The 22,211-nt window shown below is 65.1% G+C and carries 41 protein-coding genes and 2 tRNA genes; 21 read left to right on the top strand and 22 right to left on the bottom strand.

The window, feature by feature from the left end; all coding sequences use genetic code 11:
• Positions 1-63: 63 nt before the first annotated feature.
• From recX to H3005_RS20080, 4 genes are all read left to right on the top strand, one after another.
• The gene (gene recX, locus H3005_RS20095; RefSeq protein ID WP_099820106.1) at positions 64-555 is read left to right on the top strand and encodes a recombination regulator RecX; all 492 of its coding nucleotides are present in this window, start codon (positions 64-66) and stop codon (positions 553-555) included.
• A gap of 105 nt (positions 556-660) precedes the next feature.
• On the top strand, positions 661-3,309 hold the full coding sequence (gene alaS / locus H3005_RS20090; protein WP_191078894.1) for an alanine--tRNA ligase: 2,649 nt from the start codon (positions 661-663) through the stop codon (positions 3,307-3,309).
• Between the two features lie 148 nt (positions 3,310-3,457).
• A complete protein-coding gene (gene csrA / locus H3005_RS20085) occupies positions 3,458-3,661 on the top strand; it encodes a carbon storage regulator CsrA (RefSeq protein ID WP_025878924.1) in 204 nt (67 codons plus the stop codon).
• Positions 3,662-3,739: 78 nt separating this feature from the next.
• Positions 3,740-3,832 (top strand) — tRNA-Ser (locus H3005_RS20080).
• A gap of 42 nt (positions 3,833-3,874) precedes the next feature.
• Here H3005_RS20080 and H3005_RS20075 read toward each other — a convergent pair.
• The 21 genes from H3005_RS20075 to H3005_RS19975 all read right to left on the bottom strand — a co-directional run bounded on the left by H3005_RS20075 (position 3,875) and on the right by H3005_RS19975 (position 12,585).
• Positions 3,875-4,123 (bottom strand): AlpA family phage regulatory protein, encoded by a 249-nt coding sequence (locus H3005_RS20075; RefSeq protein WP_191078893.1) that lies wholly within the window; start codon positions 4,121-4,123, stop codon positions 3,875-3,877.
• A gap of 11 nt (positions 4,124-4,134) precedes the next feature.
• Entirely contained in the window at positions 4,135-4,317 is a 183-nt protein-coding gene (locus H3005_RS20070) for a hypothetical protein (protein WP_191078892.1), read from the bottom strand.
• Positions 4,310-4,513 (bottom strand): hypothetical protein, encoded by a 204-nt coding sequence (locus H3005_RS20065; protein WP_164235899.1) that lies wholly within the window; start codon positions 4,511-4,513, stop codon positions 4,310-4,312. The genes H3005_RS20070 and H3005_RS20065 overlap by 8 nt, the downstream gene beginning before the upstream one ends.
• Complete coding sequence (locus H3005_RS20060; protein ID WP_191078891.1) at positions 4,503-4,658, bottom strand: hypothetical protein; 156 nt, start codon at positions 4,656-4,658, stop codon at positions 4,503-4,505. The genes H3005_RS20065 and H3005_RS20060 overlap by 11 nt, the downstream gene beginning before the upstream one ends.
• Positions 4,651-5,022: a hypothetical protein gene (locus tag H3005_RS20055; protein WP_191078890.1), complete on the bottom strand. Its 372-nt coding sequence runs from the start codon at positions 5,020-5,022 to the stop codon at positions 4,651-4,653. Before H3005_RS20055 ends, H3005_RS20060 begins: the two co-directional genes overlap by 8 nt.
• Positions 5,019-5,771, bottom strand: coding sequence for a hypothetical protein (locus tag H3005_RS20050; protein ID WP_191078889.1), 753 nt, complete (start codon positions 5,769-5,771; stop codon positions 5,019-5,021). The genes H3005_RS20055 and H3005_RS20050 overlap by 4 nt, the downstream gene beginning before the upstream one ends.
• Positions 5,768-6,049, bottom strand: coding sequence for a hypothetical protein (locus tag H3005_RS20045; protein WP_191078888.1), 282 nt, complete (start codon positions 6,047-6,049; stop codon positions 5,768-5,770). Before H3005_RS20045 ends, H3005_RS20050 begins: the two co-directional genes overlap by 4 nt.
• Positions 6,046-6,264, bottom strand: coding sequence for a hypothetical protein (locus tag H3005_RS20040; protein ID WP_191078887.1), 219 nt, complete (start codon positions 6,262-6,264; stop codon positions 6,046-6,048). The genes H3005_RS20045 and H3005_RS20040 overlap by 4 nt, the downstream gene beginning before the upstream one ends.
• Entirely contained in the window at positions 6,261-6,650 is a 390-nt protein-coding gene (locus tag H3005_RS21005) for a hypothetical protein (protein ID WP_223880363.1), read from the bottom strand. The genes H3005_RS20040 and H3005_RS21005 overlap by 4 nt, the downstream gene beginning before the upstream one ends.
• Entirely contained in the window at positions 6,647-6,868 is a 222-nt protein-coding gene (locus H3005_RS20030; protein WP_191078886.1) for a hypothetical protein, read from the bottom strand. The genes H3005_RS21005 and H3005_RS20030 overlap by 4 nt, the downstream gene beginning before the upstream one ends.
• Complete coding sequence (locus tag H3005_RS20025) at positions 6,865-7,149, bottom strand: hypothetical protein (RefSeq protein WP_223880362.1); 285 nt, start codon at positions 7,147-7,149, stop codon at positions 6,865-6,867. The genes H3005_RS20030 and H3005_RS20025 overlap by 4 nt, the downstream gene beginning before the upstream one ends.
• A 29-nt stretch (positions 7,150-7,178) precedes the next feature.
• Positions 7,179-7,961, bottom strand: coding sequence for a lambda exonuclease family protein (locus H3005_RS20020; RefSeq protein WP_191078885.1), 783 nt, complete (start codon positions 7,959-7,961; stop codon positions 7,179-7,181).
• Positions 7,952-8,950: a recombinase RecT gene (locus H3005_RS20015; protein WP_191078884.1), complete on the bottom strand. Its 999-nt coding sequence runs from the start codon at positions 8,948-8,950 to the stop codon at positions 7,952-7,954. Before H3005_RS20015 ends, H3005_RS20020 begins: the two co-directional genes overlap by 10 nt.
• Before the next feature lie 78 nt (positions 8,951-9,028).
• Positions 9,029-9,571, bottom strand: coding sequence for a hypothetical protein (locus H3005_RS20010; protein WP_191078883.1), 543 nt, complete (start codon positions 9,569-9,571; stop codon positions 9,029-9,031).
• A gap of 91 nt (positions 9,572-9,662) precedes the next feature.
• Positions 9,663-10,181: a hypothetical protein gene (locus H3005_RS20005; protein ID WP_191078882.1), complete on the bottom strand. Its 519-nt coding sequence runs from the start codon at positions 10,179-10,181 to the stop codon at positions 9,663-9,665.
• Between the two features lie 51 nt (positions 10,182-10,232).
• Entirely contained in the window at positions 10,233-10,382 is a 150-nt protein-coding gene (locus tag H3005_RS20000; protein WP_191078881.1) for a hypothetical protein, read from the bottom strand.
• Positions 10,375-10,569: a hypothetical protein gene (locus H3005_RS19995; protein WP_191078880.1), complete on the bottom strand. Its 195-nt coding sequence runs from the start codon at positions 10,567-10,569 to the stop codon at positions 10,375-10,377. Before H3005_RS19995 ends, H3005_RS20000 begins: the two co-directional genes overlap by 8 nt.
• Positions 10,570-10,666: 97 nt before the next feature.
• The gene (locus H3005_RS19990) at positions 10,667-10,897 is read right to left on the bottom strand and encodes a hypothetical protein (RefSeq protein WP_191078879.1); all 231 of its coding nucleotides are present in this window, start codon (positions 10,895-10,897) and stop codon (positions 10,667-10,669) included.
• On the bottom strand, positions 10,894-11,364 hold the full coding sequence (locus tag H3005_RS19985) for a hypothetical protein (RefSeq protein WP_191078878.1): 471 nt from the start codon (positions 11,362-11,364) through the stop codon (positions 10,894-10,896). The genes H3005_RS19990 and H3005_RS19985 overlap by 4 nt, the downstream gene beginning before the upstream one ends.
• 158 nt (positions 11,365-11,522) lie before the next feature.
• Positions 11,523-11,837, bottom strand: coding sequence for a hypothetical protein (locus H3005_RS19980; RefSeq protein WP_191078877.1), 315 nt, complete (start codon positions 11,835-11,837; stop codon positions 11,523-11,525).
• A gap of 4 nt (positions 11,838-11,841) precedes the next feature.
• Positions 11,842-12,585, bottom strand: coding sequence for a helix-turn-helix transcriptional regulator (locus tag H3005_RS19975; protein ID WP_191078876.1), 744 nt, complete (start codon positions 12,583-12,585; stop codon positions 11,842-11,844).
• On the opposite strand from H3005_RS19975, the gene H3005_RS19970 reads away from it, so the two are divergent.
• The 5 genes from H3005_RS19970 to H3005_RS19950 all read left to right on the top strand — a co-directional run bounded on the left by H3005_RS19970 (position 12,584) and on the right by H3005_RS19950 (position 16,077).
• Complete coding sequence (locus H3005_RS19970; protein ID WP_191078875.1) at positions 12,584-12,757, top strand: hypothetical protein; 174 nt, start codon at positions 12,584-12,586, stop codon at positions 12,755-12,757. The two genes, H3005_RS19975 and H3005_RS19970, sit on opposite strands and share 2 nt — an antisense overlap.
• Positions 12,758-12,869: 112 nt before the next feature.
• Positions 12,870-13,235: a hypothetical protein gene (locus tag H3005_RS19965; RefSeq protein WP_191078874.1), complete on the top strand. Its 366-nt coding sequence runs from the start codon at positions 12,870-12,872 to the stop codon at positions 13,233-13,235.
• Positions 13,236-13,316: 81 nt separating this feature from the next.
• Positions 13,317-14,150, top strand: a complete 834-nt coding sequence (locus H3005_RS19960; RefSeq protein WP_191078873.1) for a hypothetical protein — start codon at positions 13,317-13,319, stop codon at positions 14,148-14,150.
• Positions 14,147-15,460 (top strand): DnaB-like helicase C-terminal domain-containing protein, encoded by a 1,314-nt coding sequence (locus tag H3005_RS19955; protein WP_191078872.1) that lies wholly within the window; start codon positions 14,147-14,149, stop codon positions 15,458-15,460. Before H3005_RS19960 ends, H3005_RS19955 begins: the two co-directional genes overlap by 4 nt.
• The gene (locus tag H3005_RS19950; RefSeq protein WP_191078871.1) at positions 15,457-16,077 is read left to right on the top strand and encodes a hypothetical protein; all 621 of its coding nucleotides are present in this window, start codon (positions 15,457-15,459) and stop codon (positions 16,075-16,077) included. Before H3005_RS19955 ends, H3005_RS19950 begins: the two co-directional genes overlap by 4 nt.
• A gap of 11 nt (positions 16,078-16,088) precedes the next feature.
• On the opposite strand, the gene H3005_RS19945 is transcribed toward H3005_RS19950, so the two are convergent.
• Positions 16,089-16,685 (bottom strand): hypothetical protein, encoded by a 597-nt coding sequence (locus H3005_RS19945; protein WP_191078870.1) that lies wholly within the window; start codon positions 16,683-16,685, stop codon positions 16,089-16,091.
• A gap of 95 nt (positions 16,686-16,780) precedes the next feature.
• Between H3005_RS19945 and H3005_RS19940 the strand changes: the two genes are divergently transcribed.
• From H3005_RS19940 to H3005_RS19885, 12 genes are all read left to right on the top strand, one after another.
• Positions 16,781-17,017, top strand: a complete 237-nt coding sequence (locus H3005_RS19940) for a hypothetical protein (RefSeq protein WP_331273782.1) — start codon at positions 16,781-16,783, stop codon at positions 17,015-17,017.
• Complete coding sequence (locus H3005_RS19935; RefSeq protein WP_191078868.1) at positions 17,014-17,475, top strand: RusA family crossover junction endodeoxyribonuclease; 462 nt, start codon at positions 17,014-17,016, stop codon at positions 17,473-17,475. Before H3005_RS19940 ends, H3005_RS19935 begins: the two co-directional genes overlap by 4 nt.
• The gene (locus H3005_RS19930; protein WP_191078867.1) at positions 17,472-17,684 is read left to right on the top strand and encodes a hypothetical protein; all 213 of its coding nucleotides are present in this window, start codon (positions 17,472-17,474) and stop codon (positions 17,682-17,684) included. Before H3005_RS19935 ends, H3005_RS19930 begins: the two co-directional genes overlap by 4 nt.
• A 4-nt stretch (positions 17,685-17,688) precedes the next feature.
• Positions 17,689-18,099, top strand: a complete 411-nt coding sequence (locus tag H3005_RS19925) for a hypothetical protein (RefSeq protein WP_223880361.1) — start codon at positions 17,689-17,691, stop codon at positions 18,097-18,099.
• Positions 18,100-18,386: 287 nt separating this feature from the next.
• Positions 18,387-18,465 (top strand) — tRNA-Met (locus H3005_RS19920).
• An 83-nt stretch (positions 18,466-18,548) separates the two neighbouring features.
• Positions 18,549-19,049 carry a hypothetical protein gene (locus tag H3005_RS19915; RefSeq protein WP_223880360.1) on the top strand — a complete coding sequence of 167 codons (501 nt, stop codon included), beginning with the start codon at positions 18,549-18,551 and terminating at the stop codon, positions 19,047-19,049.
• Positions 19,046-19,363 (top strand): hypothetical protein, encoded by a 318-nt coding sequence (locus H3005_RS19910; RefSeq protein WP_089240718.1) that lies wholly within the window; start codon positions 19,046-19,048, stop codon positions 19,361-19,363. The genes H3005_RS19915 and H3005_RS19910 overlap by 4 nt, the downstream gene beginning before the upstream one ends.
• A complete protein-coding gene (locus H3005_RS19905) occupies positions 19,360-19,575 on the top strand; it encodes a hypothetical protein (RefSeq protein ID WP_191078865.1) in 216 nt (71 codons plus the stop codon). Before H3005_RS19910 ends, H3005_RS19905 begins: the two co-directional genes overlap by 4 nt.
• Positions 19,569-20,003: a hypothetical protein gene (locus H3005_RS19900; protein WP_191078864.1), complete on the top strand. Its 435-nt coding sequence runs from the start codon at positions 19,569-19,571 to the stop codon at positions 20,001-20,003. Before H3005_RS19905 ends, H3005_RS19900 begins: the two co-directional genes overlap by 7 nt.
• Positions 19,979-20,278 (top strand): hypothetical protein, encoded by a 300-nt coding sequence (locus H3005_RS19895; RefSeq protein ID WP_191078863.1) that lies wholly within the window; start codon positions 19,979-19,981, stop codon positions 20,276-20,278. Before H3005_RS19900 ends, H3005_RS19895 begins: the two co-directional genes overlap by 25 nt.
• Positions 20,279-20,737 (top strand): hypothetical protein, encoded by a 459-nt coding sequence (locus H3005_RS19890; RefSeq protein WP_191078862.1) that lies wholly within the window; start codon positions 20,279-20,281, stop codon positions 20,735-20,737. It abuts the gene before it with no gap.
• Positions 20,709-22,208 (top strand): terminase, encoded by a 1,500-nt coding sequence (locus H3005_RS19885; protein WP_191078861.1) that lies wholly within the window; start codon positions 20,709-20,711, stop codon positions 22,206-22,208. Before H3005_RS19890 ends, H3005_RS19885 begins: the two co-directional genes overlap by 29 nt.
• Positions 22,209-22,211 lie beyond the last annotated feature (3 nt).

The following is a 22,211-nucleotide window of genomic DNA, read 5'->3' as shown; positions in this document are numbered from 1 at the left end:
CTGCAGATTCGGTTTCCCCGACGGGGGACGCGCCAGGGACGGCGCATTTGATTGAAGGCGAGCATGAACGATTCCGACGCCCCGGAACCCGGCCGCAAGCGCCGCGTACGCGAACAGACCCCCGTCCAGCGTGCCCTGGGGTTGCTGGTGCGGCGTGAGCATTCGCGCAAGGAATTGACCCGCAAGCTGACCTCCCGGGGTATCGAGGGCGAGGCGGCGCAGGCCGCGGTCGACAAGCTGACCGAGGCTGGCTGGCAGGACGACACCCGGTTTGCCGAGAATCTGGTGCGCATGCGCGCCAATACCGGCTACGGCCCCATCCATGTGCGTGCCGAACTGGGCACCCATGGACTGGACAGCGAGCAGATCGCTGCCGCCATGGAGACCTTTGAAGGCGACTGGACGGAGAACGCCCGGGATCTGGTTCGTCGCCGCTTCGGTGAGGCTGGCCCGCAGGACCTGGCGCAGCGTCGCAAGGCCGCCGATCTGCTGGCTCGCCGGGGCTTTGATGGCGACAGCATCCGCCGTGCGACCCGTTACGATCCGGACGACTGAGACTGATGGCGCCGGGCCTGATACCCTTGGGGGTTTCGGCGGTCCGTTCGACCCTGGCCACTGCGGCCGGCGGCACGGGCCCCGGCCCGCAGACTGCCAGCCCCCATGAACGCATCCGCCAAATTCACGACATCCCAGATCCGCAGCGACTTCCTTGAGTTCTTCAAGGGCAAAGGCCACACCATCGTGCCGTCGGCGCCGCTGGTGCCGGGCAACGATCCGACCCTGCTGTTCACCAACTCCGGCATGGTGCAGTTCAAGGACGTGTTCCTGGGCGCGGAGAAGCGCAGCTACGTGCGCGCGGCCGACGTCCAGCGCTGCCTGCGTGCCGGCGGCAAGCACAACGATCTCGACCAGGTGGGCTACACCGCCCGCCATCACACCTTCTTCGAAATGCTGGGCAACTGGTCCTTCGGCGATTACTTCAAGAAGGATGCGATCGCCTGGGCCTGGGAGCTGCTGACCCAGGTCTGGAAGCTGCCCGCCGAGCGCCTGCTGGTCACGGTCTACCAGACCGACGACGAGGCCTACGCGCTGTGGCGCGACATGATCGGCATTCCGGAAGAACGCATCGTTCGCATCGGCGACAACAAGGGTGCGCCTTTCGCCTCGGACAACTTCTGGCAGATGGCCGATACCGGTCCGTGCGGTCCCTGCACCGAGATCTTCTACGACCATGGTGACCATATCGCCGGTGGCCCCCCGGGCTCGCCGGACGAAGATGGCGACCGCTTCATCGAAATCTGGAACCTGGTGTTCATGCAGTTCGATCGTCAGCAGGACGGCACGCTGATGCCGCTGCCGGCGCCGTGCGTGGACACCGGCATGGGCCTGGAACGCCTGGCCGCGATCCTGCAGCACGTGCATACCAACTACGAGATCGACCTGTTCCAGGCGCTGATCCGCAAGGCATCGGAACTGACCGGCACCGCCGATCTGGAAAACAAGTCGCTGCGGGTGATCGCCGACCATATCCGCGCCTGTTCGTTCCTGATCGTCGATGGCGTGCTGCCGTCCAACGAAGGCCGCGGCTATGTGCTGCGCCGTATCATCCGCCGCGCGCTGCGACACGGCTGGATGCTGGGCGTGCGCCAGCCGTTCTTCAGCAAGCTGGTGCCGACCCTGGTCGAGCAGATGGGCGAGGCCTATCCGGAACTGCCGGCGCAGGTCGATACCGTCGTGCGTGCACTGCAGGCCGAAGAAGAGCGTTTCGCTGAAACACTCGACTCGGGCATGAAGATCTTCGACGACGTCGCCGCCAAGGTCAGCAATGGCGTGATTCCGGGCGTGGACGCCTTCCGCCTGTACGACACCTACGGCTTCCCGCTCGACCTGACCCAGGACATCGCCCGCGAGCGTGACCTGACCGTGGACATCGACGGCTTCAACGCCGCGATGGAGACGCAGCGTGAGACCGCGCGTGCCGCCGGCAAGTTCGGTGGTGGCGTGACGCTGTCGGCCGATCTGGTCGCCACGCTCAAGCCGACCGTCTTCCTCGGCTATGACCGCCTGCAGGCCGACGACCTCCGCGTGGTCGCGATCCTCAAGGATGGCCGCCCGGTGGACGCTGCGCAGGCCGGTGACGAGGTCATCGTGCTGACCAGCCAGACCCCGTTCTACGCCGAGTCCGGCGGCCAGGTCGGCGACACGGGCACCTTGTCCGCTGCCGGCGTGCAGATGCAGGTGAGCGACACCCAGAAGTTCGCAGGCCAGTTCCATGGCCATGTCGGCAAGCTCACCCAGGGCAGCCTGAAGATCGGTGATGTGCTGTCCGGTCAGGTTGATGGCGAGCGCCGTGGCGCCACCATCCTCAACCACTCGGCCACCCACCTGTTGCATGCCGCCCTGCGCGAAGTGCTGGGCACCCACGTGCAGCAGAAGGGCTCGCTGGTGGCGCCGGACCGCCTGCGCTTCGACTTCTCGCATTTCCAGCCGATCAGCGCCCAGGAACTGGCGATCATCGAGCGCAAGGTCAACCAGCAGGTGCGCGTCAACAATGCTGTTGAAGTACACAACATGGGCATGCAGGAGGCGCTGGACTTCGGCGCGATGGCCCTGTTCGGCGAGAAGTACGGCGAGAACGTGCGCGTGCTGAAGATGGGTGACTACTCCACCGAGCTGTGTGGTGGTACCCACGTCAACCGGACCGGTGACATCGGTCTGTTCAAGATCACCTCCGAGGGCGGTGTATCGGCCGGTGTGCGTCGTATCGAGGCCGTCACCGGCCAGGGCGCGCTGGACTACGTGGACGCCGAGGAGGCACGCCTGGCCGAGGCCGCTGAACTGCTGGGTGGCAGCGCAGCCGACGTGGTCGAAAAGATCCGTGCGCTGGGCCTGCGCCAGAAGCAGCTGGAGCGCGAGCTGGAGGCCGTGAAGGCCAAGGTCGCTGCCGGCGCCACGGCTGATCTGTCCGGCCAGGCCGTCGAGGTCGCCGGCGTGAAGGTCCTGGCCGTCCGCCTGGAAGGCTTCGATGCCAAGGCCCTGCGCGATGCCATGGACCGCCTGAAGCAGCAGCTGGGCAATGCGGTGATCGTGTTGGCCGGTGCCCAGGACGGCAAGGCAGCCCTGGTCGCGGGCGTGAACGGCAGTGCAATGGGCAAGGTCAAGGCCGGGGAACTGTTGTCCCATATCGCCGGTCAGATCGGGGGCAAGGGCGGCGGACGCCCGGACCTCGCCCAGGGTGGTGGCGAGGACGGGCCCGCCCTTGCCACCGCGCTGGCTGCGGTCGTCGAATGGGTCAGCCCCCGCCTGTGATGAACCCTTGCCGTCCCCCTCCTTGTAGGAGCGGGACGGCTGACGGTACCATTGCGAATCTTTTCCCTTTGTCGTGGGCGCGCTTCTTGACGGAGCGTCAAGCCGGTGGGGGATACCCTTCCACACGGTTCCATGGAGACTTAAAAAAATGTTGATCCTGACTCGCCGCGTCGGCGAAACCCTGATGATCGGTGACTCGGTGAGCGTCACCGTGCTTGGCGTCAAGGGTAACCAGGTGCGTATCGGCATCACTGCGCCGAAGGACGTCGCTGTGCATCGCGAAGAGATCTACCAGCGCATCCAGCGTGGTGACGAAGCCGGCAGCACCGGTGGTGAAAATTCTGCGGAATAAGGCTTTACCTTCGCGCGTGATTAACGTTATGATTCACGCCCCGCTGAGGTGCAACGCACCAGACGCGGAGAAAACCCCGGAGCGATGCCCGAGCGGCTGAAGGGGCTCCCCTGCTAAGGGAGTATAGGGTCAAAAGCTCTATCGAGGGTTCGAATCCCTCTCGCTCCGCCAAGTTCAGAACTAAGCCACTGGAAACAGTGGCTTTTTTCTTTTCTACGCCGCTTGCCCCATGTTTTCACCCACATTCTGTGGATTCGTCACTTCGGCGATAAAGCGGTCGATGTCCTCTTTCAACCATACCGCACGCGCTCCGATCTTGTACGAGTGCGGGAAGGTGCCTTCCTTCATGCGTCGATAGATTGAAGACTGGCCGAGGCTGGTACGCACGGCGACAACCTCGATCGGTTGCAGGTCAGCGTGCAGTTCGGCGACGGTGATTTCGCGGATGTTCTTCGGCGGCATGTTGTCCTCCTTCAGTTCGTGGCCAGCGCAGCGCGCAGTTGCTCGGTTGCCTGGTTTGCGGCGTCGCGCAGGCGCTGGATTTCCTCGGCCTGCTCAATGATTCGATCCGCGGCGACGGCCAGCTGCTCGCGCAGCACGTCCTTGGCCGGCTGCTTCATGCGGCGCGGTTCGCGGTGGAAAAGCTGGTCACCCATTGCCGTTGTCCTCGCGCGCGATTGCTTCGGTGCAGGCCTTGCAGTGCGCTTCGTCTTCCCGGTTGAACGTCCAACCTGCGGACCTGGCCTCGGCCTTCAGTTCCTTCCTGGGCACGCGCCCGTTGTAGGTATGCCGCCCGTAGCAGGTGCGGGAGCAGCGTGCGCAGACCAGTTCGCACCACACTTCAGTGGCCATGAGCGCACCTCCGCCAGCACCAGCGCAGCCCTGCGCGTGCGGCGCGGTATGCCTGCATCGCCAGCCAGAAGGCGCCGGCCACCAGCAGGAACAGCGATCCGGCGATGCCCCACGTGAGCGCGGTGGTGAGCAGCTGGTCAGCCATTGGTCGGCTCCGGTTTGCTTCCTGCGTGATTGTCGGCCTCATGCAGAAGACGCAACAGGCCATCCATATCCAGAGTGGCAGGAGGCAGCCCCAGGTGGGCGGCGATCTGATTCCGCTTCGCCTCAGCCTGCTCCAGATAGTCAACGCGTTCCCGAAGGTCTTTGAGCGTCTGCAGCCACTTGCGCATGCTGTGGTGACCGTTGGTGTCATTCCGCGAGTCGCGCCTGCCGTCCCGATACTCGGTAACGTGCTCCACCACATCGATGGGTAGAGTGTGCAGGTGCGCGCTCACGTTGGCCTTGGCCCTTATGATCGCTTCTTCCAGCGAGGCGGGACCCTTGCTCTTGCGGCTGAACCAGCTCATTTGCCCACCGCCAGGCTGTCGATCACGCGCCGCGCTGCCTGCAAGTCGATGTCGTTGGCTTCCATCACGTCGACCGGATCGCAGGTGCCGCCAAGATCGATGATGCGATCCCGACCAGATTCCAGCAGGAGCACGTAGGCTCGATAGAGGGCTTTGAACTCGGCCAGGCCCACGGCCTGCGCGGGCGGGGCGGCACGCATCATCGCGTCAAGCGCGGTGTCCAAACGGTCAGCCCAGAAGCCACCCTCGCGGTACGCCCTGCGGAAGGCTGCGCGCATGCCCGGGGTGACCCGGACGGCCACCGTCTCCCCCACCGGCTGCCCACCGCCAACGGTCAAGGAATCCTTTACGGTTGCGCACACCGGCTGGCGGGCGGCGAGGTGCTTGACCACCGACTCCATCGCGATCCGCATGTAGGCGTCCGGGCACGATTGGCGGTCAAGGTCAGTGCGCACAAGTTCGGCAATGTCCCACGCATCCCCCTGACCACCCGGGGAGGGCTGAACCTGTAAGCCTTCCTTACACGTTGCCGGGGAGGGCTGGGCGGAGAGGTGCGGATACTCGGCTTCAACGCGTCGCAGGCACTGTCGCTTGAATTCCTCAATGGCCGCTGCCTGATCAGGAAGGGGTATTCCATCGCCACGGGTGACGATCAGTTTAGGAAGCTCCTGTGGCGGCTTCTCAGCCCCACTTCCCAACTGCACGCATCCGCCGTGCTTCACGGTCGCCAGGGTCTTGTCGTTGCTCATGCTGATTCTCCTTTGACGCGGGCGAGGGCGGATGAAACACGTTCCTTTTGCCTGCGACGGCGAATACTGAATTCGGACCAAAGTTCAACTTCGCTATCGAAGTAATCGCCTTTTCGCTCAGCCTCGACTGCCTCGATCAGCTCTGCGACTGCGGCGCGGGCATCGTCAGTCTTGACCGTCCAATCCGGATCAACTCGGAGCCGAGCCCACGCGCTCATCGCATCCATCACCGCCAGAACATCGACAGCCAGGGTGGCGGGGGTCTTGTCGGTGGTCATGCGCGTGCTCCCTGCTTCGTGCGGCTGCGGTGGCCACCCTCGACCACCTCGCGGCGGGTGATGGTGGATCGGTCGATGGGGCTGTTGCCGAGCTTCTGGACCTTGCCGCCCGCTGCTTCGAAGCGCGCAATGTCCGCGTCGATCTCCGCCCGCTGGCGGTTCTTCTCGGCCTGCGTGGCCAGGTCGAAGGTCGGCTGTACGTGGATGCTGGTCATGCGGCCTCCCATTCGGCGCGGTACTTGTTGATCGCCGTGTGCGCTTCATCCACGCTGATTTCGCCCACCGCCCGCAATACGGCATTGGCGAACGCCTCGGGTGTTCCGTGGGCTTGCTTCAGCGCCCTCTGCCCACGCGTCAAGCCGTCCGCGCCCTTTCGCTTCGGAGACAGCCAGTTGTTCCAGACGCCACGCGCCCATGCCACGGTGTAGAAGCAGCACAGAACGACGATGCCCCACTGCTCGGCGGTGATCGCCGATGCGAACCAGAACGGCTGGCCCGCCAGCCCGAACAGGCAGGCGAAGCGGCGGACCTGCGTGCTCTTCGACTGCGTCAGCCAGATGGCCGTGACGCCGGTTGCTGCGATTGCGATTTGCTCGATCATGCGTGGCTCCTGAAAGGCTCGCGCCGCACAGGGCCGAACCAGAGATTGACGTGGTTGTTCAGTTCGACCTGCAGCGGATCGGCGCGCAGGGGTTTCAGCGGGTCGTGCAGGCGGCGCTCGGCATTGCGGCAGGGCGCGCACGCGGCGGTGGCCTTGCCGTTGACCAGCGGGAAGAACCGCAGCGGCAGCCGGGCCGCGCACTTCTTGCAGGTCTTCATGCGCCGGCTCCCACGAACTGCGGGTCGATGTTCCAACCGGCCTCGCGTGCTGCACGCAGGCGCAGGTCGTTGGCGTCGAACTCGTCCAGCTGCAGCGCGGTGATGACGCCCTCAATGTGGTGCGGCTGCAGCGGCCGGTCGGTGCGCTGGAACACGCGCCACACGCTGAAGGTCTTGCAGCCCCACGCGGCGGACAGATCGCCCAGGCTCTTGCCGTCTTCGTGCACGTAGCGGCGCGCCAGGTCGCGGGCGGTGATATGGGGCGGGATTGGCTTGCGCATGGCAGCCGTCACCCCTGCGCGCCGGCCGCTCACGCTGCCACCTGCTGGTGATCAACAGCGCGCAGGCTCTGCTCGAACCCATCGACCATCTGCCGGAACTGCTCCAGGTCGGCGCGCATCTTGGAGATGAACGCCTGGTCGCGGTCGAAGCGGCGCCACCACAGCTGGCGGTTTGCCGATGCCAGCGCCGGGCAGTACAGGCCGATGTGCCACCACTCGCGGTCGGTCAACCACATGCACCCCTGCGCCTGCTCGAACACCTCGCTGGCGTCGTCATCGATGTGGAAGGCGCGCAGCTTCTCCGGGTTGATGAAGCACTTGTACTCAGACCCGCCGGCATCGCCGATGAACCCGTCCGCTGAGCAGCCGTAGTTGCCGCAGTCGCTCAGGACGAACCCGGCGCGCCTCACCAGCAGGCCGGACTGCACCTCATGCTCAGCACGGGCGAACGGTTCCAGTTCGTGGCCACGGCGCATGGCGTAGGTCTCGAAACCCTCATCCAGCGGTTGGCCGCTGATGCGCTCGATCGCCAGCCGGAACGCGTAGTTCTTCGCCGCCTCGCTGAAGTCGCCGATGGGCTCACCGGCCAGAGCCTTCTCGATCACAGCTGACTTCGGCACGGCCTTGTAGCTGGCCGCCTCGGCCGCAGCCTTGGGCGCCATCCCGGCCAGCACCGAATCCACGTAGGCGCGCTGCTGGTCGGTCAGCTCGCCCACACGCGAGCGCGCGGTGGCGAACATGCTGGCGGTGATCACCCCGGCGCGGGCGTTGTGCCAGGCGTCGCTGCCCTGGTCGCAATGAATCAGGCGCATCCCGCAGCCTCCCTGCGCTCGATATCGCGGTCGATCATCTCGACTATGGTGGGCCGGCCATTACTGTCGATCACCTCGGCGCCTGCCTTTTCAGCCTCAGCCTTCAGCGCTTCCAGACCGGCCTGACCGATCATCGTGCGCTGCGCCTTGGTCAACTTCGACCACGCTTCGCCGAGCGCATCGACGCCGCCGCTGGCGATGTCCTGCAGGCTGGCGTACAGCTCCAGCCGCTCCGGGGTGTCATCCGGCGGTGGCAGGGCTGCGCGATTGGCCGGGACCTGCTGACCTTCGATCACGGCCAGCCCTTCACCGCCATCGGTGTTCAGGTGGTGGATCGCGGTGTCCAGGCGCTCGGTCTTTGGCCAGTACTTGTAGGCGCGCTTCACGACGGTCTTCTTCGCCATCTCGCCCCAATCGGTCAGCCACGGGCAGGATTTCTGCTTCGAGACCCAAGCCTTCCACGCCGACGAGCGGTCGCGGATGGCGTTGATTTCGTCCACCGACATGGCGTCGGTCAGGTAGTCGCCGTCGGCGGTCTTCACCACCACGTACACGCCCACCACTTCGCCGCGATCCTTCGCGAACGGGTTGCGGATATGGGTCGGCTGCTGGTCGATGCCGTTGAGGCCAAACGTGTCGTTGGCGTAGACCAGCTCGGCCTGTCCCCAGCGGATCGACCCCGAGTCGATGGCCAGATCCATCAAGCCCATGTAGCTGATGTCGAGGCAGATCTTGCCGTCGCGCGGCACCAGGTAGGCCTGCTTCTTTGCCGGGTTGAGGCTGATGCCGATGGCCGCGATGTTGACGACCGCGGCGATGACCGACGCCCTGTTCTGCATCGCGATCTTCATCGCGTAGTCGTTGCCGTACAGCGTCTGCAGGGCGAACTCCGCCTCGCGGTCGAAGTTGATGGAGCGATCAGTCAGCACCGAGGCGAAGGAATCCTTGGTGCCGTAGACCGAATCCTCGATGGTGACGATCTGGTTCATGGCTGCTCTGCTGGTAGGTGGAATAGGTGCCCGGCTCTCGGAGCCGCCGCCGGGCGGGCGGGTGCGTCCTTGCGGGGTTCAGTAGGGCTTCTCGACCTTGCCCTGGTCCTGCAGGCTCTTGACCCTGAAAAGCTCGTTGAGGATCACGTCCATCTGCTGGCCGATCTGGTTGCGCAGGCCATCCTTCAGGGCACCGGTCACGTTGAGCGCGCTCTTCTTCATCGCGGCGCTGAAGTCCTCGGCGCAGATCGTGGTCATCAGGTATTCGGCGCGGGTCACGCTGGAGTAGTCGCTGGTCGACGGCTTGCCAGTCTTGGCATCGACCTTGGCGGACCAGTAGCCGCTGACGATCTTCTCCAGCTGCTTGCGGACAGTGGTCGACGGGCCATCGGGCTGACCCCACTGGGTGACCCGCTGATACTCTTCGTCGAACGCGTTATTCACTGCGGCATCGATCGCGGCCTGGATCTGCGCCTCGACGCGATCGACAAAGATGGCGTTGATGCGCCTGCCCACTTCCTTGGCGACGATGCCGGACAGATCTTCATCGTTTCTGACGATCTGGTCTGCGGCTTGCGAGATGATCCCGGCCTTCAGTTCTTCTTCGTTGATGTTCAACATGGCAAATCCCTTTTCTCTCGTTGGATAGATGCCGGCTTTGTGGAAGGCCTGGCCGGCGCAGGCACCCGCAGGGGGCGGGCGGGGGAATGCGTTACGCGGCCAGGTCTTCCTGCTGCGCGGGCGCGCTGGGCGGCGTGAGGGTCAGGCGCACATCACCGCGGCGCCATGCAGAGATCAGCTCGGCGTCTTCGTTTTCGTCCAGCAGCACCGCGACGGTGAAGCCCATGGCCACGCTGCCGCCTTCGAGCGGCTTCCAGGTGATCTTTTTCACCTTGGCGTCGGCGAAGAACACCGGCTCGATGTGGTCCATCAGGGAGCCGATGTTCAGCTCGTACCCTTCGAACTTCCCGGTGATGTCCTGCTCGCCCAGCAGCGGCAGGTTCAGCGCCACCAGGTCGGTGCTGCCTTCCATCGGCAGCGACTGCTGCTGGCCCTTCTCGGCCTTCTTCCAGAACGCCCGCACGATGTTGGGATCGATCGTGTCGAGGATCGTGTTTTGAGCGGTGAGGGTGAATTTCAGGTCCGCAGCGGCCGCGTCTTCGTCGCCGTGCTTTTCCTTCCGCAGGTTCAGATGCGAGAACACCGCATCGTGTTGATCGAGTTGGAACATCGGTGGTGCCTCTCGTAGGAGCCGGCCGCGCCGGCGGGAAGTCAGTGGCGGTCAGCCGCGCACGCTGCTGGTGCTGGCCCAGCGGGCTTTCGCGGCATCGCGGTCGGCGTGGGCCTGGTGGATCTCGGCGATGCGCAGCGGCACGACCACGGCCGCGACCAGCGCGACGGCGGCCCAGGCGATGCGAAGGCGCTTACTCATCGGGGGTTTCCTCCACGCACAGGCCGTAGATCGCCTCGCGGTTGTTCATCTCGATATCCGCGTTGCCCAGCAGCAGGCCAGTGCAGTCGGTGGCCACCAGGTCGGCTGGGCCAGCGGGCGGGGTGATGGGGGGAAGGCCGCCGAACTGCTCGGCGAAGGCCGCATCCAGACGTTCGAAGTGCTTCATGCGAACACCGCCTGTGCGGTGACGGTCGCCAGCACACCGAGGCAGAAGAAGAAGCCGTAGAACGCCAGATGGCGCAGCGCGTAGCGATGGGCGGCGGTCATGCGGCACCGCCTTCACTGTCGGCAGGAATCCCGGTCGGGCGATTGAACGTCACCTTTTCCACGGGGGTCAGGCCCAGCCGGTAGCTGTCACCGAAGAGGGTGATGCCCATGAAGCCGCGCTTGATATCAGAGCGGCAGACCGTGCGGAGGCATCCGTTGTGCGACACAGTGTCCCCAGCGCGGACATCACTGATGTGCACGCGCTCCGTGGTGGTGTGCGCGCTCATGCCGCCACCTGCATGGCCTTCACGGCTCGGTCGGTGTCGTCGGCGCAGATCTGCGCACTGGCCTGCATGTCGGCCAACAGCAGCCCACTGCAGGGGCGCATGGCGCGCAGGCGGTACAGGTCGTAGTAGTGGCGGCGGTCAGCGGCCCGGCGGGCGCTCATGGCCCAGCTGAAGCGGCCCTTGCGGTACTTCGCCACCAGCACCAGCGGGTCGATCAGGCCATCGGCCAGTTCGCCCTCGCCGCAGCAGCGACCGCAGGCCACGCCAGAATCCCGCTGAGGATCACCGGTGCCGCTGTCGTTGTGGGCGTGCTCGCCGGTGCCCAGGCAGTCGGGGCACGTGGCCCAGCCGTTGACCGGGTGCAGCGGCAGGCCGCGCTCTTCCCGGCTCTCGTCCTGGCACCGCAGGTGCGATCGCAGGCCCTGGTAGCCTGACCGCGTGGTGTTCCTTGGCAGGTTCTCGAACATGTAGAGCCCCGTCTGCATGGCCCGGGTGGGCCGACGGGGTGATTATGCAAGAATGCATTTACATGTCAATGCAAAGATGCATCAAATGCTAATTTGCCGACGAACGGTAGGTGTCTGTTTAGCTGGAGCGGGAATGGAGGGGGCAATGGCCCCCTCTTTCAGTAGGCCGGGAGGCTGTCCGCCAGGCTGCAGCCCATGGAGGCTGCGTCTACGTAGCCGTTCATGCGGTCAAGAAGATCATCCAGCTGCGGGTCTGCCAGGTCCGAGATGTACTCGGCGTCCTTCGTATCAAGGAAGTGCGTGATGGCAGAGTGCCAGCAGTGGGCATCTGCAATACGTTGGATCGCCCGGATTTTCCGCGCTCGCGGTGACCGGTCAAGGGGGGCACCGACGTTGCTGTCGGGGGGAGCCGGGGGCAGGGCCGCGGCTAGTTCGATTGCCAGAGTCTTCAACGCGATTGGGTCCAGCGCCACGGCTCTACTCCTGAAGCAGTTCCTCCAAAATCATGCGCACAGCATCCTTCTGCGAGCCCTCGGCCTTAGTAATGGCCTTGGCTGTGACCTGGATTGCTCGCCATGACACCTTGCGGAAGCGCTGATCGTCTGGCCGAAGCTCGGCCAACATGTGCAGCAGTTCTACCGCCTGAGCCATGGTTGCATCGCTGAATCCCACCGGCTGAGACGGGCCACCTGCGTTCTCCATGTCCTGGTGAACGAGCTCGTCCAGCGAGCAGTGGAAGTACTCGGTGATGGCAAGAAGGCTGTCCAGCCGCGGCCACTCTGTCGCGCCGCTCATGATCCGTTGCACGGTTGATTGCTGGACACCCAGCCGCTCGCCGAGGGCGGCCTGTTTGATTTCAGCCTTGCGCGCTAGATAGCGCAGGTTCTTGGCGAGGTAAGTCATGCCGGAATGGTCCGGCATGACCGTCCGTCGGGTCGAATGCAACGATGCATTGACTGAGCGATGCAACGATGCATAATCGCTGCCATGAACCCATCCGACGCCATCGCTGCTCTCGTGGCCGGCGGCATGACCGAACAGGCCATTGCTGTCGCGCTGAACGTTAACCAGACCACGATCAACCGGATCCGACGGAGGGTAGTCACCCCCTCCTATGAAACCGGCACCGCCTTGGTCGCACTGGCCAAGCGGAAGGCTGGCCGGCGCCGCAAGCGATCCGTCGATGTCGTTGGGGCTACTGGAGTTGAAGGGGCCTGACATGGCCGCTTACCGCGCGCGGGTAGGGAAGGGGATCACCGCGCTGGGCGCACCGGGTGGCTTCGGCACCGGCTTCCGCGTCGGCCTGGCCTCAACCGTGTCGCCGACCCGCTTCACCACAAACAGCTTTCCGCACATGGGCGTGAGCGTCAGTACGTCGGCCAAGGCCGGCTGAGTCTTTTTCACAGGGCTGCATTCCGATTTGGGGATGCGGCCATTTTCAGAACCAGTCAGGGGAACGCAGGGGAACACGTTGACCCCGGCATTCCCACCCACGGGATAACTGCATGAAAAGCCTAACAATTACCTATGACGACGGGGTGGCGCGCAACAGGTCCTTGCGTGAGCACATCGCCACTCAGGTGTATGCGGGCGCCGGTGTCACGGCCATTGCTGGCCGGCTCGACATGGCCCCGTCGAAGCTGAGCGAGAAGCTGGCCGGCTGCGACAGTGGCGGCAAGCCGCGCGGCCTGTCGATCGACGACCTGGAGCGCTACATCGCCGAGACGAAGGACGTCACGCCGATCCACTACCTGATCGAGCGCTACCTGATCTCGCCGGAGGCACAGCACGCCGAGGCGCTGGCCCAGTTCGCGAAGCTGGCAGCGTTGATGGAGCCGCTGGCCAAGAGCCTGGGGGCGAAGTGGCCATGAACGCTACCGAGAAGGCCATGGTGGCCGTCCGCACGCTGTGGTTCATCGCTGGCTGCCTGCAGCTGCTGAAGGGGGCCGGCCATGCGTGAGTATGGACAGATCCAGTGCGCGTTCTGGCAGAGCCAGGATGCCCAGCAGTGGACGGACGCCGGCAAGCTGCTGGCCTCATACCTGATGACCGGGCCGCATTCGAATGGCCTGGGGTGCTACCGCTGCCCCGACGGCTACGTGATGGCCGACCTTGGGTGGACTCAGGAAAGGGTTTCGGAAGGGTTTGCCGAACTGTCTCGAAGTGGTTTCGCATACCGTTTCGAAGGGGTTGTTTTCATCCCCGGATTCCTGCGTTGGAACAAGGTCGCCAACGGCAATGTGGCGGCGGCCCGCATGGCGGAGTTCGAAGCACTGCCGAAGGGCGAGGCGAAGGCCCGCGTAGCTGGTGCAATTCTCAACTACGTCAAGCACTTGGGAAACGACTACCGAACGGTTCTACAAACCGTTGCCGAAACGGTTAGCGGAACGGTTACCCAAACAGAACCCTACCCAACCCAACCCAGAGAGAACCCAAACCAAACCACTTGCGCTGCGCCGGCCGAGCCGGCTCCGGCCGCTGACCTGCTGCCAGCGGAGCCTGCTTCGCCAGTCGCCGTCAGCTTCCTGCTGAACGACGGCAAGGAATTCGAAATCACCGAGGCCCAGGTCCGCGAGTTCGCCGAGCTGTACCCGGCCATCGACGTGCTGCAGCAGCTGCGGGCGATCAAGGCCTGGACGATCTCCAACCCGAAGAACCGGAAGACCCGCAGCGGTGCCATGCGCTTCGTGAATTCCTGGCTGAGCCGCGCGCAGAACCAGGCGCCGACCAAGCCCGTCGCAACCCAGGCGCCGTCGAAGGGCGCACTGCCGAGGCTCAGCGCATGACGACCCTCGAAGCCAACCACCGCGCAGCCATCCACCAGGTCGAGCGCCAGGTGCTGCACACGGCGATGTGCCGCCCGTCCAGCATCGCCGACATGCCGCTGCAGCCGGGCCACTTCGGCAACGAGTCCCACGGCCAGCTGTGGGAGCTGATCCGCAGCATGGACGCCGGCGGCAAGCCCGTGGACGCCGTGACGATTTCCGACGTGGCCGACCGCATGGGCAGCCCACGCCTGAGCGAACTGGCTATGTTGATCGGCGCAGACCGCGATCTGTACCCCAGCAGCCAGCCGGCCTATCAATCGGCGGTGCTGCTGGCCGCATGGCGCGATCGCGAGGCGCTGAGCATTGCCAGGGAACTGCAGGAGGGCGCGCAGGCTCGGCAGGAGGACGCCGTGGACGCCGCGATCCAGCGGTTGATGACCCTGCACAGCGCCGATCGCAGCTACGAACACACCTCGCAATCGGCGCTGGACGCGGCAGTGGCCCAAGCCATGGACGCGCAGCGCAATGGCGGCAAGCTGATCGGCGTATCTACCGGCATCTTCGACCTCGACGAGTCGCTGGGCGGCTTCCACGACAGCGACCTGATCGTGGTCGGCGCTCGCCCGGCCATGGGCAAGACAGGCTTCCTGCTGGGCGCGACCGCAGCAGGCGCGAAGGGTGGGGCGGTGGGCCTGATCTCTGGCGAGCAGCCCGCAGACCAGGTTGGCCTGCGCTGGCTGGCGGCCGGGTCCGGCGTCAACGTGGGCCGCCTGCGCGCGGGCAAATTCCGCAGTGATGACGTTGGTTCGCTGCTGCACGCCGCCGAGCAGTACGGCGCGCTGCCGGTACGCATCCACGACCGGCCATCGCCGGACATCACCGAGGTCATCCGCGAGGCCCGCCGATGGAAGCACCAGCTGGGCATCCGCGCGCTCTACGTCGACTACCTGCAGCGCATCGAGATCGCATCGATGTCGCGTGCACCGAAGCACCAGCAGGTGGGCAGCATCACCCGCAGCCTGAAGAACCTAGCGCGGGACCTGCGCATCCCTGTGATCGCCCTGGCGCAGGTGAACCGCGACGCAGACGGCGAACGTCCGCAGATGAAACACCTGGCAGACAGCTCGGAGATCGAGAAGGAAGCCGATCAGATCATGATGCTGTGGCGCGACCTGTCCAATCCGCAGGCCGAGCGCAGCCCCGCAGAGATCAACGTGGTGAAGAACCGCCACGGCAACATCGGCGTGGTGCCGGTGACCTGGCACGGCGGCTCGACGTCGTTCGTCAACCGCAGCGCTGCCGACGAACTGGGGGAGGTCGCAGCATGACCCTGACCGCTGCAGCAAAGAAAATCCGAGCCAAGCGCGCGCGCCGACCGATCTACCTGGTGGTGGCGAAGCTGATCGACCCGAACACCGGCGAGCTGGTGGGTGCCCTGGTGCCAGCCCATGAGGTCGACCAGCGGCTGCTGCGCGATCGCAAGTTCCGCGTGGGCCGCGAGATCCGCGGCGAGCTGAAGCAGCCGCGCGAGGAATGGCAGCACCGCCTGATCCACAAGATCGGGCACCTGATGGTCGACAACGTCGAAGGCTGGGAGCAGCTGGGCGCGCACGACGCGGTGAAGCGCCTGCAGCTGGACGCCGACGTGTGCTGCGAGACCGTGGAGATGGACGCAACCCCGGTCATTGCCGCGGTGCTCGACGCCTGCGAGGCGCTGCTGGGTGCAGGCGCCCGCAAGGTGCTGGCCGGCGTGCTGCCGGAGATCCGCACCATCCCGGTCAAACGCGCCGAAAGCCTGTCATTCGACGAGATGGAACAGGCCCGGTTCCAGGAGCTGTTCGACGGCCTGACCGAGTACATCGGCCGCCACTACACCCACGTGATGCTCGACGACGTGCGCGCCGAGTTCTGGAACATGGCCGGGCAGAACAGGAGGGTGGCGTGAAGAAGGGTGACCTATTTTTTCCAGAGGGGTGCTCGAATCTTCTTAAGCGCCTGATTGCTCATGTGTTGTGCGTTTTCAAGATGCTCAATGAAGGATCGCTCATTCTTTTTAAGAAGCATGTCTCCCCTAATCAAAGACTGAGCTTCCAGGAAGGAGTTCGTTACTGTGAGGAAATCCCCACCCGCTTCTCCCATCAAGAAACAGTCGCGCTCCACGTCCTTTATCTCATCGGGCAGAGGAAGCGGGTGTATTTCAGGCAGAACATTGCCCATCTGCTGGGTTCGGGCGAACTCAAGCTGGTCAGCGATTACTTTCTGAAACCGTTCCAACGCACGATTCGCGCGGGTGTGGCGGCTTTTCATTTCCAAGTCACCCTTCTTGGCTTCCTCAGCTCTTGCCACGCTTCGCTCGTGAGCGGCTATTCCAATTGCCGCCAGAATTGCACCCACGCTCCCTACAGCCTGAACCCAGGCAGGCCAGTCAATGCTGATCGGTGGGCGTGGCTGAGGCGGATGCTTACTCAGCAGAGCCCATGCCAAAAGTGCACCTGCGGCAAAGGCCATCACCGCCACCACCGCCCAATCCCGGTCTGTTCGTCCCTGCTTCATGCCTTCCCCCTGTTGTTGGCACGGATTCTACCGTCCGGGGTGGCCGCGTGAGGACGAAGAACGCCAAGGCATTTACGCCCGCCGAGAAGCGGCACGTGGACGCGGTGAAGCTGCTGCCCTGCAGTGTCTGCAGTCGGCCGGGCCCCAGCGACGCCCATCACATCAACCAGGGCCAGCACTTCACGACCGTGGCCCTGTGCAAAGACTGCCATCAGGGCAGCAAAAACGGCTGGCATGGCGAAAAGATCATGTGGCGCATCTACAAGATGGACGAGCTGGCCGCCCTCAACGTCACCCTTTCCCGGCTGCAGCAGAAGGAGGCCGCACGATGATCCACCTCACCCTCCCGTATCCCATCAGCTCGAACCGTTACTGGGCAGTGCGCGTGATCCCGAAGAAGCCGAAGCCGCTGGCGATCACCTACGTGACCGAGGAGGCGAAGGCCTACAAGGCGGCGGTCGGCCACCTGGCCAAGGCTGCCGGCATCCGCGTGCCGGCCACAGGCCGCGTGGTGCTGCACATCAAGCTGTTCCCGCACCGGCCGCAGGACTGGGCGAAGCGCGCGCGCAAGGATCCGCACACCTGGGACGACACGGTGCAGTGCATCGACCTCGGCAACTGCGAAAAGGTGCTCTCCGACGCCTTGAACGGCATCGCCTGGGTGGACGACAAGCAGATCCGACGGACGCTGCTGGAACGAATGGAACCGGACGAGAAGGGCGCGCGGCTGGAAGTGGCCATCGAGTATTTGGCCGCGGCACCGAGCCTGTTCGGGGAGGCTGCAGCTTGACCACGCCAGAGGCCAAGGTCCGGAAGCGGCACAACGCCTACGTGCGCCGGCATGGCCGGTGCGCGGTCTGCACCATGCGCGAGCGCGGTAGCAGCCCGGCGCACTGCCAGCGCCGGCCGGACCGGCAGGGCGGCTGCGACACCGATGGCTTGCTGCCGGTGTTCCGATTCGACGAGAACGTGCTGAAGGGGATGCGCGATGCAGACTGACCTGATGAGCGATTACATCCGGCGCCGCATGGAGCATTGGGGCGAGGAATTCGCGCTGCACAAGGACTGCGAATACCTCGGCCACGCGTCGAAGAACCTGCTGGCGGTGCTGATGGAGCACCACGAAATGCCGGGCAGGGCGACGGGCTACAAGCCGTTGGAGATCAACCCGGAGGCGCAGCAGATCGAGGACGCGGTGTTCGAGATCAGCCGGCATGCGCCCGCCATCGGTTGGGTGCTGCGTGCCTACTACTGCGGCCAGGGCCGGCGGAAGATCGAGCGCTGGCACACGGCGAACTCGCTGCTGCAGATGTCGGGGCTTCCGACCGTCAGCCAGGCCAGCTACGTGGATATGGCCAGGCGCGGCACCGAGCGGGTGCACGGGATGCTTCTTGCTGTTGCGTCGGCGGCCTGAATGCGTCTTGGCAATTCATTCCGGCCAATGCACAATGGCCCCCGGATCGACTGGGCGACACCAAGGCCCCATATCTCGTTGAGGCCCTCTGTCCCAGCACACCCGCTGGGCACGGTCTATATACGTAAAGGAGCTGAGGGCCGGTCTAATAGCCGGAGGCAGTTCGGTCCACTTTCTTCGCTGTGATCGCGCTTGACAGGTTAATCCTGAAGGCGTAGAAATCGCGCAAGCTGACATAGCTACCTCATTTCAACGGCTCGCCCTCACCGGCGGGCCGTTTTCGTTTCTGCGGGCGTAGGCCAGAGGTCCAGGCTGCCGGGCTCATAACCCGGAGATTCGCCGGTTCGAATCCGGCCCCCGCAACCATCCATGCCCGTCCACCCTCACCGGACCAATTCGCCGAGCCTGCCGGGCTGCGGTGACGGGCACCTATCGCCGGAGATCCACCCATGTCACAGCTGCTGCTGCCGATGACACCAGCGCAGTGCCTGCAGCACGTCGTTGTGCCTGCGTTGGCCCTGCTGGGCGCCGCGCGCTACGACAGCCCCGAGGCACGCGTGATGATGCTGGCCATTTCTGGGCAGGAGTCGGGCCTGGCCCATCGCCGGCAGGTCAAAGGCCCCGCCCGTGGGCTGTGGCAGTTCGAGCAGGGCGGGGGCGTGCGCGGTGTGCTGAACCACCCGTCGACCCGCGTGGCTGCTGCCGCGCTGTGCAAGGCCCAGGGTGTCAGCGCCAATCCGGCTTCGGTGTATTTGCAGCTTGAACTGGACGACATCCTGGCTGCGGGCTTCGCCAGGCTGCTGCTGTTCACGCTGCCGCAGCGCCTGCCCGAGCTGGGGAACGTGTCGATGGGATGGAAGCAGTACCTGGACGCCTGGCGCCCCGGCAAGCCGCACATCAACCGCTGGCCGGCCTGCTACCGCGCTGCAGTTGAGGCGGTAAAGGCATGACGATGGAAGCCCAGCCGAGCCAGGACGGCCGAATCCGCATCTCCCTCGGGCCGGTGGAAAAGTGGATTGTTGGCGCCTTCGCCAGCTTCACGATCGCCGGTGGCATCTGGCTGGTCAGCTCCATGCAGGCGGTGCTCACCCAGCAGCAGGTCACGAACCAGCAGATGACCACGGTCCAGCAGCAGCTGCAGACCATCAACACCCAGCTGGCGGACGTGCCGGCGCTGAAGCTCGAGCTGGCCAAGCAGGCCGTGCAGGTCGAGCAGAACAAGCAGGACATCCGCGAGCTGAAGCAGCTCAGGGGGCTGAAGTGAAGCTGCAGCTGATCGACAACTGGCGCAAGGCTTGGAAACTCGCTTCGGTGTGGGTGTTCGGCCTGGTCACCCTGTTCCCGGACATCTACGACGCCATTGCGGCCATGGGCTGGATGGACGAGTTGCCTGATCCGGCGAAGTGGAGCATCCGTGCATTGGGCGCGATGGGCGTCATCGCTCGCGTGCTGGCCCGGAGGAAACCGCCATGCTGATCCCTGACCCGCTGCGGCCCTACGTGGGCCTGTTCCGCGCGGGCCTGTGGGTTGCCGCGGTGGGCGCTGTCTTGCTGATGGGCGCCAGGCTCGGGTCGGACTACCGGGCCAAGAAGGACCAGGGCCTGATCGCCGCCGCTGAGAAGCAGCGCGACAAGGCCCAGGCCAACGCAGACGAAAACCTCCGCGCGGCCAACGCCTGCGGCCAGCTGCTGCAGGAAGTGAACCGCCAAACCCAGCGCGCAATCGACGAGGCCACCCGCCAGCAGCAGGCAGCCAAGGAAGCCGCCCGCCTGGCTGAGGCAGCAGCAGCCCAGAGCCAGCGCCGCGCCACCCAGGTCGAGCAGACCCTACAGGCGGCCAAGAACCAGCCGGGATGCCGGCAGCAGTTGGAGCAGACCCTATGCGACGCCATTCCGTTGCTGTGATCCTGGCCGCGGCCCTGCCGCTGTGCGGGTTCGGCAGCTGCAGCAAGGCCCAGAAGCCGGACATCCCGCAGGCCGTGTACGTCACCGTCGAGCGAACCGTGGCCGTACCGGCGCCGCTGACCGCCCGCTGCCCGGTGAAGCGCGCAACCCAGCGGACCATCGAGAGCGTGGTGTCTGCCTACAACGCCAACGTAGCCAGCCTGGAGCAGTGCAACGGCCAGCTGGGTGCGATCGAAAAGCTGGGCGCAGATGCCCAGAAGGGCGAGGGTAGGTAAGTGGCACGCCCGACGAAGAAGTCCGACAAGCTGCTGAAGGAGATCACCGAGCGCCTGTCACAGGGTGAGCCGCTGGCCCAGATCTGCCGCGACGAGGGAATGCCCGCTGCTCGCACGGTCCGGGAATGGCAGCAGAACGATGAGCAGGTTTCCGCCGCCATCGCACGCGCACGCGAGGAAGGGTTCGACTCCATCGCAGCTGAGTGCCTGGACATTGCCGATGACGGCCGCAACGACTGGATGAACCGGGCGGCAGACGCAGGCGACGAGCAGGCCCTGCAGTTCAACGGCGAACATGTGCAGCGCTCCAAACTGCGCGTAGACACCCGCCTGAAGCTGCTGGCCAAGTGGGATCCGAAGCGGTACGGCGAGCGCCTGGCTGTCGACCACGGCGTGCAGGACAACCTGGCCGAACGACTGAGGGCCGCCCGTGAGCGCGCAGCTGATCGCGACGCCTGAGCAGGAGCTGGTCGAGGCCATCGGCTCGTTCCAGCGAGATCCGCTCGGCTATGTGCTGTTCAACTTCCCGTGGGGCGTCAAGGGCGGCCCGCTGGATGGCAAGAAGCTGCGCGCCTGGCAGCGCCGGCGGCTGGAGAGGATCGGCAACAGACTGCAGGCCGGCGCTGCCGATGTGGGCGAGGTGATCCGCCAGGCCGTCGGCTCGGGCCACGGCATCGGTAAATCCGCCTTGGTGGCGATGCTGATCAAGTGGGCCTTCGACACGTTCGAAGACACCCGCGGCGTGGTCACGGCCAATACCGACATCCAGCTGCGCACCAAGACCTGGGCGGAACTGTCGAAGTGGCACGAAATCAGCCTCACCAAGGACTGGGCCACGTTGACCGCCACGGCGCTGATCAGCAACGCCCCGGGCCACGACAAGACCTGGCGCATCGATGCGGTGCCGTGGTCGCAGAACAACACCGAGGCCTTCGCAGGTCTGCACAACGAAGGCCGGCGAATCCTGCTGGTGTTCGACGAAGCCTCAGCCATCGCCGACAAGGTGTGGGAAGTGGCCGAGGGCGCGCTGACGGACCAGGGCACAGAGATCATCTGGGCAGCGTTCGGCAACACCACGCGTAACACCGGCCGCTTCCGCGAATGCTTCCGCCGGTTCAAGGCCAGTTGGGACACCGAGCAGATCGACAGCCGCACCGTTGAGGGTGTGAACCTGGTCGAGGCTGAGCGCATGGTGCGCGACTACGGCGAAGACAGCGACGTGGTGAAGGTCCGCATTCGCGGCCTGTTCCCCTCGATGTCGGCCAAGCAGTTCATCGGCGAAACGGATGTGATCGCGGCATACGGGCGGCATCTGCGCCCGGAGCAGTACAACTGGGCCCCGATCGTCATCACCTTGGACCCGGCTTGGGAAGGTGACGACGAGCTGGTGATCAGCCTGCGTCAGGGGCTGATGTTCAAGGTGCTGCGGACGCTGCCCAAGAACGACAACGACATCCACGTGGCCACGGTGCTGGCGCAGCTGGAGGACGAGCACAAGGCAGACGCCGTGTTCGTCGACGCTGGCTATGGCACGGGCATCGTGTCCGTCGGCCGCACCTGGAACCGCGACTGGCGTCTGGTGTGGTTCTCGGCGGAATCCGGCGATCCGGGCTGCCTCAACAAGCGCGCCGAGATGTGGAAGAAGGCCCGCGACTGGCTGAAGGAAGGCGGGGCCATCCCCGAAGACCCGCAGCTGCGTGACGAGTTGCAGGCGCCCGAAACCGTGCCGCGCCTGGACGGCAAGATCCAGATCGAATCGAAGAAGGACATGAAGCGCCGCGGCATGCCGAGCCCCAACCGGGCCGACTCGCTGGTGATCTCGTTCGCATATCCGGTCATGGCCAAGCCGCGGCACCCCGATGGGTCGCCTGTCCAGCCGTATGACCAAGCCGACCAGCAGGCCGGTGAGCCCTACAACCCGTTGTCCTGAAGG

The organism is Stenotrophomonas sp. Br8, from assembly GCF_014763005.1.
Classification (GTDB): domain Bacteria; phylum Pseudomonadota; class Gammaproteobacteria; order Xanthomonadales; family Xanthomonadaceae; genus Stenotrophomonas; species Stenotrophomonas lactitubi.
The sequence above is the reverse complement of the archived record's forward strand: the minus strand, read 5'-3'. Positions and strand labels throughout refer to the sequence as shown.